Origin of the sequence: Shewanella corallii, from assembly GCF_023349125.1 — a bacterium.
Classification (GTDB): domain Bacteria; phylum Pseudomonadota; class Gammaproteobacteria; order Enterobacterales; family Shewanellaceae; genus Shewanella; species Shewanella corallii.
Map to the genome: position 1 here is coordinate 177,861 of NZ_JAKIKT010000008.1, position 13,581 is coordinate 191,441.

General features: G+C 50.0%; 14 protein-coding genes. 1 reads left to right on the forward strand and 13 read right to left on the reverse strand.

The window, feature by feature from the left end; all coding sequences use genetic code 11:
* Positions 1-34: 34 nt before the first annotated feature.
* The 7 genes from L2725_RS18585 to L2725_RS18615 all read right to left on the reverse strand — a co-directional run bounded on the left by L2725_RS18585 (position 35) and on the right by L2725_RS18615 (position 7,788).
* The gene (locus tag L2725_RS18585) at positions 35-421 is read right to left on the reverse strand and encodes a ribonuclease E inhibitor RraB (RefSeq protein ID WP_249250326.1); all 387 of its coding nucleotides are present in this window, start codon (positions 419-421) and stop codon (positions 35-37) included.
* A 38-nt stretch (positions 422-459) separates the two neighbouring features.
* A complete protein-coding gene (locus L2725_RS18590; protein ID WP_249250328.1) occupies positions 460-687 on the reverse strand; it encodes an RNA-binding S4 domain-containing protein in 228 nt (75 codons plus the stop codon).
* 184 nt (positions 688-871) lie between these two features.
* On the reverse strand, positions 872-1,405 hold the full coding sequence (locus tag L2725_RS18595) for a GNAT family N-acetyltransferase (protein ID WP_249250330.1): 534 nt from the start codon (positions 1,403-1,405) through the stop codon (positions 872-874).
* A gap of 69 nt (positions 1,406-1,474) precedes the next feature.
* Entirely contained in the window at positions 1,475-1,753 is a 279-nt protein-coding gene (locus tag L2725_RS18600) for a peptidylprolyl isomerase (protein WP_248934844.1), read from the reverse strand.
* A 107-nt stretch (positions 1,754-1,860) separates the two neighbouring features.
* Positions 1,861-4,281, reverse strand: coding sequence for a hypothetical protein (locus L2725_RS18605; protein ID WP_249250331.1), 2,421 nt, complete (start codon positions 4,279-4,281; stop codon positions 1,861-1,863).
* Positions 4,281-5,618 carry a glycerophosphodiester phosphodiesterase gene (locus tag L2725_RS18610; protein ID WP_249250332.1) on the reverse strand — a complete coding sequence of 446 codons (1,338 nt, stop codon included), beginning with the start codon at positions 5,616-5,618 and terminating at the stop codon, positions 4,281-4,283. The genes L2725_RS18605 and L2725_RS18610 overlap by 1 nt, the downstream gene beginning before the upstream one ends.
* A 346-nt stretch (positions 5,619-5,964) precedes the next feature.
* Positions 5,965-7,788 carry a DUF885 domain-containing protein gene (locus L2725_RS18615; RefSeq protein WP_249250393.1) on the reverse strand — a complete coding sequence of 608 codons (1,824 nt, stop codon included), beginning with the start codon at positions 7,786-7,788 and terminating at the stop codon, positions 5,965-5,967.
* 88 nt (positions 7,789-7,876) lie between these two features.
* On the opposite strand from L2725_RS18615, the gene L2725_RS18620 reads away from it, so the two are divergent.
* Positions 7,877-8,380: a diguanylate cyclase domain-containing protein gene (locus L2725_RS18620; protein ID WP_249250333.1), complete on the forward strand. Its 504-nt coding sequence runs from the start codon at positions 7,877-7,879 to the stop codon at positions 8,378-8,380.
* A 61-nt stretch (positions 8,381-8,441) separates the two neighbouring features.
* Here L2725_RS18620 and L2725_RS18625 read toward each other — a convergent pair whose 3' ends face one another.
* Genes L2725_RS18625 through L2725_RS18650 form a run of 6 tightly spaced genes read right to left on the reverse strand, consistent with a single transcriptional unit; the run spans position 8,442 to position 13,408 of the window.
* Positions 8,442-9,698 (reverse strand): tetratricopeptide repeat protein, encoded by a 1,257-nt coding sequence (locus L2725_RS18625; protein WP_249250334.1) that lies wholly within the window; start codon positions 9,696-9,698, stop codon positions 8,442-8,444.
* 11 nt (positions 9,699-9,709) lie between these two features.
* Positions 9,710-10,324 carry an energy transducer TonB gene (locus L2725_RS18630; protein WP_115135561.1) on the reverse strand — a complete coding sequence of 205 codons (615 nt, stop codon included), beginning with the start codon at positions 10,322-10,324 and terminating at the stop codon, positions 9,710-9,712.
* A 1-nt stretch (position 10,325) separates the two neighbouring features.
* Positions 10,326-10,730, reverse strand: coding sequence for an ExbD/TolR family protein (locus L2725_RS18635; protein ID WP_115135562.1), 405 nt, complete (start codon positions 10,728-10,730; stop codon positions 10,326-10,328).
* Between the two features lie 13 nt (positions 10,731-10,743).
* Complete coding sequence (locus tag L2725_RS18640; RefSeq protein ID WP_115135563.1) at positions 10,744-11,271, reverse strand: MotA/TolQ/ExbB proton channel family protein; 528 nt, start codon at positions 11,269-11,271, stop codon at positions 10,744-10,746.
* A complete protein-coding gene (locus L2725_RS18645) occupies positions 11,271-12,626 on the reverse strand; it encodes a MotA/TolQ/ExbB proton channel family protein (RefSeq protein WP_115135564.1) in 1,356 nt (451 codons plus the stop codon). The genes L2725_RS18640 and L2725_RS18645 overlap by 1 nt, the downstream gene beginning before the upstream one ends.
* The gene (locus L2725_RS18650; RefSeq protein ID WP_249250335.1) at positions 12,626-13,408 is read right to left on the reverse strand and encodes a DUF3450 domain-containing protein; all 783 of its coding nucleotides are present in this window, start codon (positions 13,406-13,408) and stop codon (positions 12,626-12,628) included. Before L2725_RS18650 ends, L2725_RS18645 begins: the two co-directional genes overlap by 1 nt.
* Positions 13,409-13,581: the final 173 nt, after the last annotated feature.

Below are 13,581 nucleotides of genomic sequence, written 5' to 3' on the forward strand. Positions count from 1 at the left end.
ACCCGCTTGGGTGGTTTTTGAAAATCATTATCAATCAATGGTGGCAGTGATCACCGCACTCATGATCATCATCGGCAAACTCTGCGTCACCTTCCTGATGCTGCATTACGCCCCAACCATCTGTCATACCATCATATTCAGAAGCGAATTCGTTCAACGCAACTTCACGGGCAACAATAGCTTCATACTCAGGCACCATGTTGAGGGTGACTATCAGTTCCCACTTTTTCAGTTCTTCGTTGAAGTTGATCTCCAGTTCACCCTCTTCTTCACGGGCAACCAGATCTTCCAGCGCAGATTCAGCATCACGCTTATCTTCAAATACCAGGAAAAAATCCACATCCAGAGACTTGGTCAGATCGATACCTGACTCGGCCATTGCCTGCAGCATTTTGCCATTGTCATCATCAGGATATTGCATGTTTTGCTCCACTATCAATTAAGGAGAACCAAAGGGTTCTATTCAGCCACAACTTCCAGAACTGTGCCCTGAAATTCGACTTTGTCGCCAACCACCAGCTTTTTACGCTTACGGGTCTCAACTTCACCGTTAACCTGTACCATACCTTCACCAATAACATGCTTGGCTTCCCCACCACCTTCCACCAGGCCTTCAGCCTTCAGCAGCTTGTACAGTTCAATAAATTCATCCCCGGCGCGCAGGGGGAACAGGACTTGATTGCTCACAGAATTTTGCCTTACTCGATTTCAATCGGCGCAGTATAACCGAAACCTATATCAGTCCACATAGGAATTTACACTCTCCCCATGATTGTGATTCTCTTTAACCGGCCCGGAGGGAGTAAGTGTTCCCAGGGCAAATGGCGGATATCGCAGGGAGTATCTGCCTTCATCCGCACGCAGGCTGAGACTAGCGCTCGTCGGCAAGCAACCCCATCAGGCACTCATCAACCCAGGTGTCGCCGATACGATAGTTGTGACGCAGCAGCCCCTCTTGCTGAAAGCCACACCTCTGCATAGTTCTGATTGAACCTATATTAGCTACGGCGCAGTATCCTATGTATTTATGAACCTGATACTGCAGGCACCCCCAGTCAATGACCGCCTGCAAACTCTCGGTACCATAACCTTGCTTCTGCATAGATGGCTTGATCATATAGCCAACCTCTGCCCTGCGGCTGAAAGCATCCACACAACAAAAGCCAGTCAAACCAACAAATTCGCCATCCAGGGTCTCTATCACCAGGGTTAGCCAACGCTCGCTTTCAAACGACCAGGATGCCAATCTGTCATCGAATCTGGCTTTAATCTCACTATCGCTTTCGACCACGCGAATGAAGCGGCTGACTTCAGCATCCTGGTGCAGCGCCCGAAACTCAGGCCAGTCTCTCTCTTCCAGCGTTCGAATGATTAACCTGTCGCTGTACAGCAAAACCTGATCCATAAAATCCCTTAGTAAAGAGGCATAAAAAAACGGCGAATATTCGCCGTTTTTCTCAATACTGTCAGAGTATCAGCCGCGGCTGGTTACTTCCAGCAAGTGGTAACCAAACGCTGTTTTTACCGGACCCTGTACTTCGTTCAGTGGCGCAGAAAACACCACTCGGTCAAATTCAGGCACCATCATGCCAGGACCGAAAGAACCCAGTTCACCACCCTGAGCACCGGATGGACAGCTGGAGTGGGCTTTTGCCAAATCAGCAAAGTCTGCACCGTTTTCGATCTGTTGTTTCAGCTCCAGACACTGCTCTTCTGTGTCTACCAGCAGGTGTCTTGCTGTTGCCTGTACCATAAATTAACTCCTGTGAATCGCCCGCAGGCATAGTATCCACGGCGTTGGGAATAAGTCACCTTTCCGCCGCAGTCCGTCAGTATATGACTGACACGCCCCAAAGCCAATTATTCTGACTTCAGGTTAAATTCGTGCACATTCTGGTGTTGGTTATGTTGCACCCAGTGGCGTTCAGTCTGGTAACCCGGGGCAGATACCTGAATATCATAGTTGCTCACCGGCAGCTGCATACCCGCCTTGTATTTAGGTTTGATATTCATAATCCTAATCCTTGCGCCAGGGGCGTTACTCTTGACCGTCAAAGGGATTAATCTCAGCATGCCTTTATCATCAATCACTTCGCTTACCTGAGTTTTAGCGCCTGTGCCCGCGGCCAAAACCGGCATCACGCTGGCATCCAGCAGGCCAATACTGTGCTCCAGATTGTCGCTGAACCAATCCGTCACCCCAAACACCTCATCAAGTCCGTATCCCAGTGGCTGCACCACAGGCTGGGTATGCACCACCCAACGAAGCGCCATGGCCGTGACCGGGGAGCTTTGCTGTTCAACCTGATCGAAGAAATACCCCGCGGTTGACTCTCCCGCCGTAAACTTGGACTCAAGCATAGCAAGTGGCACGATAACAACAGCCAGAATAAGTCCCATGCTGATAGCTGTATCACGCAAGGTGTTTGGCACCTGTCCTGGACGCACCAGTTGCCAGAACTTCAGCGGCAATTTAAGCGCGGTCAGAATAACCAACAGCAACGACAGTCCCATGGAAATCGGTGGCACCAGCACAGAGCGCAGTGCATTCTTGCCCTCTTCTGCGAGCGGTCCACCATCGGCGAACTGGCTTAATGAAGCATCCAGATACCCAATCCAGTGCTCGGTCTCGCGTTTGATGTTCGGCACTATGGCAAAGCGATAGAACTCTTTGTTATTCCAGTCTGCCAGCATAGGGGAAACATAATAGCGCTCACCCATTTCCCGCTTAATACGCGCCTGAATCGTCTCACTGCGCTGGAACTGGCCCCAACTCAGGTTCGGCTTAAGTTGCCAGCCCTGCTTGCGCATTTCCCGGTTCCATTTGCCATCAGCTTCCTGTTTTACCCTTTTAGCGACCGCATTCTGGAAACTGCCAATCTGGTTAATCTGCCAGGTTGACGCCAGCTGAATACCTTCTTTAGCCAGTCGGGCACGCACTTTGCGGGCTGTCACTGCGTGTTGCCTGAAGGTTTGCAGATCGGCGATTCCCATAGGATAGCCTGTCTCTTTCTCAAACTTTTCCTGCCACAATCCCATAATCTTGGGCGTATAGTCAGAAACGTCGCGGCTGTAGACCCAGTGAATCACCTGTTCACCGGCATCACCGGTAAGGTGTTCAAGCCCGGCCACCAGTGCAGACAGCCCTAAAGTCATCACAGACTGCCCTATGGTAGTTTCACCTTTAATGCGCCCCTCTTTACGGATTAACCAATAATCCAGCGGTTGATAGCTAAGGTGGTATTTATCCAGTAAGCGTTCGTGATCTTTGTCGATGCTGCGAATGCAGGAGTTCAAACGCTCCGGGTTCTTGCGTTTCGTCTGATAGCGCTCTATGCAGTCATTACGCTCATCAAACAGCCTGGCGATTTTGGGTGCCATCTCCTGCGCACGAACCTCTGCCCGTCCCCAGTAAGCCTGCTGCGCTTTTTGATATTTGTTCCAGCCTGTAGCCACTTCTGACTCTACCTGTTCCCAGGCTTTATCAGCTCTGGCCGGTGAGGAAGCAATCGCTGCGTTATAGCGTTTAACTCCGGACTGGTACTCCTCCCAGCCACCAATCAGACGCTCACGCATCCCCTTGTATCTGGCGTAATAGTTATCGAAGTCAGTCCCGGCTCTGTTGGTGATATAACGCTCCACAATGGCATGTTTCTGCTGATCGACATGGCCGAGAAACTCAGAGTTGGCATATACCAGGCCGCCCATCAGCGCCAGAAAGGTCATCTCCTCCGGCTTGGTGGCATGCTCTGGGTCGTATGGAAGTCCGCTAATATTGACAGCATTGGTGGCCAATCCCGAGCGCAGAATTGACGCAAAAAACGCCTCTTGCCGCTGCTGTGCAGTACTTGGGTCAACCAGCAACTTATCAATCAGCAACTTCTGACCGAAAAACACTGTCGGCCATGCCAAAGCGGTTATCACCACAAAACCCATAATCACTCTGGGAACAGTGCGTACCAACCAACCTTTCAGCAACCAGTCAGCCAACAGCAGACTGACACCTATCCCGGATATGGTTCGCCCAAAGAGTTCCACCAGGTGCAGTTCGTTACTGTCCATACTGCCACCACCTGCAACCTGAACCAGACGGGCGTTAAAGATCGCCTCAGGTAACAGATAAAGGGCTGACAGGATAAACAGCAGGATCATCAGCCATCTGGGTTTATCCTGTTGTTTACCCTTTTTAGGCTTAACCCCGTTGGCAGTTGGCTCAGAAATTTCCGGCGTAGACCCGGGCTGACCATCGGCAGCAACTTTCTCAAAAGCAGAACTGGACATTATTGACCTCCCTTAACCGGCAGGGAGATCTCAATGGCAGCGCCCATCACTTCCAGTGACTCATCATCACGGATACGTTTGGGACCATCATTAACGACTTTGGCTTTAGTGCTAACCGCAGCCTGAGCCTGAAACAGTGCTCGCACCTTGCCCGCCAGCGTCAGGTAAAAACCATTGGTCACATAATCACCCTGCTCATCCAGGCGGGAGAAATCCGCATCCGCAGGTAATAAACCTATAATTTGAGCCTGTGTAAGTTGCTGACCTATTACCTGTTCACGGGACAGCTTAAGAAATGGGGGTTTAATCAGCGAGGGCTGCATCCGGGTGTACATATGGTATTTGTCAGTATCAGCAATCACTTCATCCGGCAGTGTACGACCGTTACGCTCAAGCCATGCCAACTGACTCTGGTGGTACTCGGTTCCATTGATACTGTAACTGGCAAGACGTTTTAGGCCTGCTGACTTAACCCGGCTGGCAATGGTTGGGGCCCTCACTATGTTACGAATATCCACGTGCAGACCGGCATTACGACCCAGTTTATTCCGCACTTCGATTGCCGATAGCTTGTTACTGCCGTTGCGATGGCGACGACGGGTTTCATAGCGTCCGGCAGATTCAATCCAGTTTGAGTAGGCTGCATAAGCTGCGTCAGATTTCACCGCCTTGCGATAGTCACGCTTGGCTATCTCAATTGACTCGCCGTCAGCTTCCCATACATAACCCAGATACACCTGAGGGTTGATTTCCCGCAAGGTCTCCAGCGTCTCCATCTTCATCGCTGAATAGAAGAAGTTCCCCTGTCCCATATACTGCCTGGCCATACGGTCAAGGTTATACAGATCAGGCGCATCCGCCTCAGATTTGATTTCGATATTCAGAGGTTTGCCAGATCCCAGATGCATGGCCCAATGCTGAAACAGGTCAACGGCGTAGGGCGCTGGATAATTGGTTAACTGTCCACTCTTATCCCGGATCCTCAGGCTGTTCCACTCTTTGCCACTGATATCATCCATATCAAAACGTTTGCCGTCATGTCGGCCGACAGAGCGACCGGTTTTGGCATCATGGTGGGCGACCCAGTAACCATCATCGGTCAGCATGACGTCAATCTCTGCGCCGTCAAAGTCAGCGGGAACAGACATTTGCACTGCATAGGGGGAGTTTTCCGGCCAGTTGAAATGCCCCCGGTGGGCCACTACATCCGGGAAAGACGAGGGAACACTGATCAGGCTCAGAGTGCCGGCACCTGTTATAAACAGATTCCGTTTAGATAACGCCACCTGCTCTGCTTCCAGTTCCGCCAAACGCTCTGGCGTGCTGGCATACTTCATGGCATTTGCCGGTAAGGCGGATAGCGCAGGGGAAGTTTTCCATGTCACTTCCGGTTGTTCAGGTGTCGATTTACAACCAGCAAGTAAAAGTACTGAAGCAATCAAAGGAAGGGTAACTACTGGTCGCAGGTTGCGACAAAGATGGGCGAATTCCATAGTCGTTATTGCAAGGTTCCGGCTTTAACATCAGAGACCTGCCTCTGGATATTGGCAGGCATATAAAGGCTGGCAACAATAGACAAGCAAAGCTCAGAATTCAATCACTTAATAACGCTAACATGAACATTTGCACAGAAAAAAGGCTCTGCAATGCAGAGCCTTTCGCGATTTGTCGATTAAACCGACATCATGCCTTCTGTGACGCAATCCAACGATTAATTTTTTGCTCCATCACAGCCATAGGCAATGAGCCGGATGTGAGGATTTGGTCGTGGAATGCCTTAATATCGAACTTATCGCCCAACTCAGCTTCTGCATGAGCTCTCAGCTCAAGAATCTTCAGCTGACCGACCTTATAGGACAGCGCCTGGCCTGGAATAGCCATATAACGCTCTACCTCGGCAACTATGTCGGACTCTGCCATTGGCGAATTGTCCTTCATATACTGTATCGCCTGTTCACGGGTCCAGCCTTTGGCGTGCAGGCCGGTATCCACCACCAGGCGCATGGCACGCAACATCTCATCTGACAACTTGCCAAAGTACTGGTAAGGGTCTTCAAACAGACCCATTTCCATGCCCAGATATTCCGCGTACAGACCCCATCCCTCTTCGAACGCGGTATAACCACTGAAACGCTGGAATTCAGGTACACCGGTCAGCTCTTGCTTAATGGCAATCTGGAAATGGTGACCAGGAGCCGCCTCATGCAAGGACAATGTGGTCATGCCCCACTTGGGCTGAGCCTTAAGGTTAAAGGTGTTGATATAAAAGATACCTGGGCGGCTGCCATCTACCGCCGGAGACTGGTATGAAGCACCTGCCGCGCTGCGCTCACGGAATGCTTCTACAGGCTTAACCACATAATCGGCTTTCGGCATCACATTAAAATATTCAGGCAGTACCACATTGATTTTATCTTTCAATGCCATATAGCCATCAACCAGATCCTGACGCTCGGTAAAAAAGTACTTATCCTCACTGGAAAGTGAAGCGAAAAATTCGCTCAGGTCGCCCTGAAAACCCACCTGCTGGCGCACCTTGTCCATCTCATCGAGAATCCTGCCAACCTCGTTCAAACCAACCTGATGAATATCATCGACCGGCATGGACGTCGTGGTATGACGATTAGCAAGATGTTGATACCACAGCTTGCCGTTGGGGAGATCCCACCAGCCATCAGTGCCACGGGACTTGGGTAGATAAACCTCTGCAAAGTACTGTCGCAGGCCACTGAGCGCCGGCAGCAAACGCTCACCTATCATGGCCTTGTACTCAGCCGTGAGCTGAGCTTTCTGTTCGTCACTGAAGTTGTCTGGCATCTTGGCGATAGGGCTGTAAAAGATACTGTCTTCCGGTGCTTTACCCAGTTGCGCATCCAACTGAGGCAAAATACGCTCGACCAGCACACGTGGCAGCACCACATTGCTTTCAATACCATCGTTCATACGGGACTTAGCCATATCAATCCAGCTGATAAAGCCATTCACCCGGCTTTCCCAGTTGCGATAATCCTCAACAGTATTGAATGGCTGTGCACTCTCCCCGGTTCCCAGTTGGATCATGGTGATGACCACACTGTAAAACTGATTCATGGGAATAAAGCGCTCTGGGAAGGTCTCTGCCACCAGTTCCAGATTGCGGTCATATTCAAACAGGTCATAGCTGAGCTGCAGCGAAGCTGGCAATGCCTCTCTGTCTATCTGCTTAAGCTTCTCCAGATAGCCCTTGTTAAAATCATGACGCTGTTTCAGATACTCATCAGTCAGGTAATCACCAAACTGGTCGTTGTAATCTGGCACACCCACATAAGTAGCCATAATGGGGTTAAGCGCCAGGTAATCTTTAAAATACTGGTCAACCAATGCTTGATAAGCCTGCTCAGCGGTTTGAACGGACTGCTTGGTCTGACTGGAAGCCGTCTCCTGAGATGGCTGTGATGGTGCTTGTGACTCTGGCTGACCACAGGCAGTCAGCGCCAATGCCACAGCTACGGATAATACCGACTTCATCCCCACGATTGTTTTATTCATTGTTATTTTTCCTTTTTTGCCGGATATCTATCTATACTTTCTGTATCAGGTCAGAGGGAGGCGCCCGATGATATTTTCGTTTCGTAATTCTGGATTCAGAGACCCGGAAACCGGTGTCTACAATCAAACCTATTTCCTTGAGGTGTTCAACCGTGAATGGCACAGGCACCTGAGAGAGAAAGAGCAGTTAACACTGGTGTTTCTGCGCCCGCACCTCCATGAGACCTATCACCACCCGGGATTGCTCGAATCGCTCACCAACAATATTGAAAAGTGCCTCCTCAGGGCGACTGATATGATAGCGAGGCTGGATGACGACCTGTTTGCCATTGGCCTGTTCAATATCAGCGATCACGGTATCGAAATTGTCGTAGAACGTATAGAACAATGTATGGACACATTTGTCCAGGAATATGAGAGAGATCACAGCTTTAGCCTAGGATACAAGATAGCAGCAGTCGGCTGTCGACCCACCCGGGAAAAGTCCTTGGAAACCCTGTTTGAGAAGGTTGACCAACTCAGCGATGAGCTTGAACATAACGCCAATCAGCACCTGCTGAGTTCAATGTAAACCGGGCTTACAGCAGAAACAAAAAAGGCCACCTGGGGTGGCCTTTTTTTATGCTTTGCTATCACAGCGTAATGTTGTTGATACGTGCTTTCTCTTTGAGGTAGCTGATGTAACTCTTGGCATTACGCGCTGTCTTGCTGTCATTGGCTGCACGCTTCATATAGGTGTGCGCAGACTTGTACTGCTTCAGGCCGATGTAAGCCAGACCAAGTTCGAAGTCCACTTCGCCCTTGTTCTTCACGCCCGCATCCAATGCCTTCTTCAGTGCAGCAATCGCTGGTCTGAACTCCTGCTCCAGCGCCAACAAACGGCCTTGCTTGAGATACATATCGCCATCGTTGTCAAAGTCAGCCGCTTCGCCATACAGGTTGGCGGCAGTCTTCATCTCTTTAGCCTGATGGAAGAAACGAGCCAGCTGTTCAACGTTGGCTTTATTCTTCTCAATCTGACCAGACTTCATGTGCTTCTCAAAGATCTTGGCCGCCTGGTATGGAGTACCCTGCTGAGCCATCAGCTGAGGCAAACGCTTGAGGTTTGCTTCAGTCGTCAAAGCTTGCATCTTGTACGCCAGATCATAAGTCACCATAGCGTTCTTATAATCTTCCACCAGCAGATAGAACTGAGCCAGCTGTACCCAGAGAGTCTTGTCCGCAGGGAACAGTTTCACCATGGTTTCCAGCACGCCAATAGCGTTCTTGTACTGCTTCTTGTTGAAGTATGCAGTCAACTTCAACTGATACAGGCCTTTATCCGGCTTGTCAGAGTACTCAATCGCTTTGTCTGCTGTTTTCAGTGAGTCATCCCACTCTTTCAGCTGGCTGTGAGATACAGAAATTCTGCGGTAAACCTGGGCATCTTCAGTTTTACAGGTGAATTCCATCCACTTGTAATAGTAGCCCACGGCTTCCTTGAACTGCTTCTCACCAACCAAAATATCTGCATACAGGCGCATGGTTTGCCCATGGTCGCCACCACCCAGTACGTTAGCGTCAACAGCCTGTTTCAGATATTTCAGCGAGGTATCCATCTGGCCTTTCTCGGCGTAGAAGTTACCCAGCATACGAGCGACATAAGCTTTGTCGAACTTATCCTTTGGGTTAGCTTCCAGAAGAATCGCAATCGCTTCGTCCAGATTACCTTCCTGATAAGCCTGGAAAGACTTTTGTACCTTCTTGGCACTGGACTGACCCACTGCCTGAGATTTGCGCTTGTCGATTGGACAGTCACCTTTAGCTGCCAGGGCAGCCGGTGACGCCACAATGGCGCCACCTGACAAGGAGAGCAACATCGCAGCGGCAAGTTTGTTCACTTTACGCATTCACAATCTCCTTAGTCTTTATTGAGTTTAAAGTCCAACTGGACAGTCATGCCAGGCTGTTTGATAGCTTTACCATCAACAATCTTTGGCTTGTACTTCCACTTTTTCAGTGCGCGCTTCGCCTCACGGTCGAAGATACGTCTTGGCTCAGACTTGATAATCTCAATGTCTTCCACACCACCAATTTCGTTAATGGTAAAGCTCAGCTGTACCCAGCCTTCCTTGCCATCACGTGCCGCAGCCACAGGGTATTGAGGCTCGATACGTACGATAGGTGTTGCATCACCATCACGGGTCATCATGTTACCCAGCTTAAACCCGGTGTTTGCTGACCCTGCATCCACTGCACCCATATTAAACGACATAGAGGTGTCAATGTCGGATGAAGCATCCGGTGGAGTCGTGTCAGGCTTTGGCGGCTGCTCCGGTGGTGGTGGTGGCTTAGGTGCTACCCTCGGTTTCTTCTGCGCCGTTGCATCCTGTTTATCCATGGTTATCTGAATAACAGGGCTTTCTTCTCCAACTTCGGCGCGCTTGGCGCCTCCGCCGATCAAGAATGCCATAAATACAAACAGAGCAAATGTGATAGCAGCACCAATGAGTATTGATACTATTGCTCTAATCATATTATTCGTTCCCCGCTGATACCGATATCTTGCTAATGCCGGCAGCCTTCACCTGATCCATGATCTTAATCACCAGACCGTGCTGAGCTTCTTTATCCGCCTGGATAAGAACCGCAGCTTCAGGTGCTTCAGCCAACATACGCTCTACGTTAGCAGTTACACGCTCAACATCAACCTGACGGTTTTCCATCATGATGATGCCGGTCTTGCTCACACCGATAAAGATGTTCGCTGATGGCTTCTTGGTTGCAGTGTTGGCTTCAGGCTTGTTGTAATCCAAACCTGATGGCTTCACAAAAGATGTCGTTACGATGAAGAAGATCAACATGATGAACACGATGTCGAGCATCGGCGTCATATCGATTTGCGCTTCTTCATCCATCGTTGAGTGCTTTTTACGTGCCATATTTATTCTCTCTCTAATGATGCGGCATGCTGTCTTTCAGCTTCTCAAGACTGATCTTCATCTTGGCGTCCAGACGGGCACTGAAAAATACCCCTGAGAGCGCCGCGACCATCCCAGCCATAGTAGGCATAGTGGCCATCGAAATACCAGCCGCCATCATACGAGCGTTACTCGTACCATGAACCGCCATTACATCGAACACGCTAATCATACCGGTTACGGTTCCCAGCAGACCTATCATAGGACAGATGGCAACCAGAGTTTTAATGAGCAGCATGCGTGCAGTTAAGTCTTGCTTCGCTTGGGATACCCAAGCTTCACGGATGCGGTGTGCATACCAGGAGGTGCTATCCTCTCTGGATTCCCATGCAGCGATAATTGCCTTGTGCTGTTTTGGCGTGACAAAGGTCAGATACCAAAAACGCTCCAGCATTAACACCCACATTAAGAACAGCACTGCCGCAACCAGCCAGAGGACGTCGCCTCCGGAGGCCATGAAGCCCCTGACGGAATCCCAAATGTCCATCAGGAATAGCATCATTAGTCAGCCCTCTTCTCAGCGTGCTCAGCAACAATACCTGCGCTCTGCTCTTCCAGAATCTGTACAACAGACTTGGAGCGTGCCACTACGATAGCGTGCAGCAACATCAGAGGCAGTGCAGCAATCAGACCCTGTACGGTAGTTACCAGAGCCATGGAGATACCACCAGCCATCAGCTTAGGATCACCGGTACCGAACAGCTGGATGCTCTGGAAGGTTGCAATCATACCGGTTACGGTACCCAGCAGACCCATCATAGGAGCGATAGCCGCAAACACTTTGATGATAGAGATACGAGTTTCCAGCGCTGGAGTTTCTTTCAGGATGGCTTCATCCAGTTTCAGTTCCAGAGTTTCAACATCAACGTCTTTGTTGTCCTGGTAAACTTTCAGGATACGACCCAGTGGGTTGTTACCTGGGTTGTCCAGATTCTTACGCTGTGCTTTAACTTTGCCAGAAATGATAGACAGAGTGATCAGACGCTCAAGTGCAATCAGTGCACCCAGTGCCAGCAGACCAATAATGATGTAACCAATTGGACCACCCGCTTCGATACGGTCTTCGATAGACGCTTTCTGGGTGAAGATGTTCAGCAGAACACCACCAGTGGTATCGATGTACAGGTTTTCTGCACCAGTAGAAGCAGATTCAAATGGAGCAACAGTGCTGACTACGTAGCCGTCAGGCTGCTGAGACAGTTCCTGAATCAGACCCAGGTCAGAGTTGAATACAACATATTCGCCGTCAGCCAGCAGGTTAAATGCACCTACGCGGGTAATGGTGGTGTCGCGAACGTTACCATCGATACCAGTTACCTGGCCCTGGAACTTCACAACTTTACCGCTTTCAACCATTTCCAGCAGCTGCTCTTCCCAGAACTTTTCCAGTTCTTCGATCTTAGGCAGTTGCTTACGGGCACCCAGTTCAGCAATGAAGGTATCACGGTCTGGATACTGAGCAGAGATGTTGGAGCCAACCAGCTTACCAGCGAAATCACCGGCTTCACCTTTAACAACACCGAACATTTCACCCAGGTCACCCTGTGCAGTTTTCAGGTCTTCTTCCAACTGAGCAATCTTACGCTCGTTATCCAGGAAGGCCTGGTTCAGGTCAACACCACGCTGACGTTCTGCAGCCAGAGCGTCTTTTTCACGCTTCAGCAGGGCAGCCTTGTCACCGCGCTCGGCACGGAACTCAGCTTCACGCTTGGCATTGTCTTTAGACTGAGAAGCACGGTCAGATTGAACCTGCTGCAGCAGCTGTTCAATAGACTGTGGTGCGTCAGCAGCGATTGCGCTACCAGAGGTCAGTGCGAAAGTCGCTGCTACGATGGCAGTAGAAATAAACTTCTTCATTATTGTGCAGCCTCCGCAGCTGGGATTGGTAAGGAGAAGAGATCTGGTGCAGCCTGTTTACGGGCAATGCGGATACCTTTAGTCAGTTCACGCAGGTACGCCTGATCCAGTGGCTCCCAGGATTTGGTTTCAGCGTTGTACATCCACGCAGACCTTTGATCCAGGCTCTGTGCATATACAGCAACACGACCCAGATTCAGGAAATCAACCAGTACTTCTTTACCATCGATGTTCAGCTTACCGGTCTCAATGCCCAGGAAGCGACCGTACTCACGCTCGATGTTATATGCGTCCAGAATCAGACGATACTTCTCGGCCAGAGTAACTTCAGCTGTGTTCAGCAGGCTTTTCAGGTTCTCAACACGCTCTTGACGAGTCTCAGTATTGAAAGGCAGATCCAGAGCCACGAATTGCTCCAGTGCATCTACCATTTTAAACATCAGAGGCACAACGCCCTGACGCAGACGATCAACACCGTTGATGTCGTCTTGAATAGACTTCATTGTGGCTTCCTGGTCAGCAACCAGGCCTGCCAGATAATCGTTATAGGCTTTCAGGGACTCACGCTCATCAGCAACTGAACTGTATTCGAACAGCATGTCCTGAGCCTGGTCAAAATACTTATCGACCTTCTTTTGAGATGACGCAGCGGCAGCATGAATTTTGCTGTCGGCCTTTTGCACGTCCGTAAGAGGGTCTGCAACGACTAAGTTGCTGCTGGCAAGCGCCAGAGCACCAACCAGTGCAGTAGCGATTTTTGTTCTATTACTTACCTTGGACATAGTTCCCAACCAATTTGATGTGAATTAAAAAGGTTAAACTCATAGGTCATGTGCAATTTGGCAAACAATGCCACTGCTAACCACGCCAGTGAGTATGTCTTTATATTGTGATTGTTTGTTTTTTGTTTCCTATCCCATGCCCTGCCGGGCATAGACCCGGTGGCATCATTTCA

Bases quoted from the DNA above. Each gene is read 5' to 3' on its own strand.
- L2725_RS18645 (WP_115135564.1), bottom strand. From the start codon at position 12,626: ATGAAGAAGTTTATTTCTACTGCCATCGTAGCAGCGACTTTCGCACTG.
- L2725_RS18620 (WP_249250333.1), top strand. From the start codon at position 7,877: ATGATATTTTCGTTTCGTAATTCTGGATTCAGAGACCCGGAAACCGGT.
- L2725_RS18640 (WP_115135563.1), bottom strand. From the start codon at position 11,271: ATGATGCTATTCCTGATGGACATTTGGGATTCCGTCAGGGGCTTCATG.
- L2725_RS18585 (WP_249250326.1), bottom strand. From the start codon at position 421: ATGCAATATCCTGATGATGACAATGGCAAAATGCTGCAGGCAATGGCC.
- L2725_RS18610 (WP_249250332.1), bottom strand. From the start codon at position 5,618: ATGAAGTATGCCAGCACGCCAGAGCGTTTGGCGGAACTGGAAGCAGAG.
- L2725_RS18630 (WP_115135561.1), bottom strand. From the start codon at position 10,324: ATGATTAGAGCAATAGTATCAATACTCATTGGTGCTGCTATCACATTT.
- L2725_RS18635 (WP_115135562.1), bottom strand. From the start codon at position 10,730: ATGGCACGTAAAAAGCACTCAACGATGGATGAAGAAGCGCAAATCGAT.
- L2725_RS18605 (WP_249250331.1), bottom strand. From the start codon at position 4,281: ATGTCCAGTTCTGCTTTTGAGAAAGTTGCTGCCGATGGTCAGCCCGGG.
- L2725_RS18595 (WP_249250330.1), bottom strand. From the start codon at position 1,405: ATGGATCAGGTTTTGCTGTACAGCGACAGGTTAATCATTCGAACGCTG.
- L2725_RS18615 (WP_249250393.1), bottom strand. From the start codon at position 7,788: ATGAAGTCGGTATTATCCGTAGCTGTGGCATTGGCGCTGACTGCCTGT.
- L2725_RS18600 (WP_248934844.1), bottom strand. From the start codon at position 1,753: ATGGTACAGGCAACAGCAAGACACCTGCTGGTAGACACAGAAGAGCAG.
- L2725_RS18625 (WP_249250334.1), bottom strand. From the start codon at position 9,698: ATGCGTAAAGTGAACAAACTTGCCGCTGCGATGTTGCTCTCCTTGTCA.
- L2725_RS18650 (WP_249250335.1), bottom strand. From the start codon at position 13,408: ATGTCCAAGGTAAGTAATAGAACAAAAATCGCTACTGCACTGGTTGGT.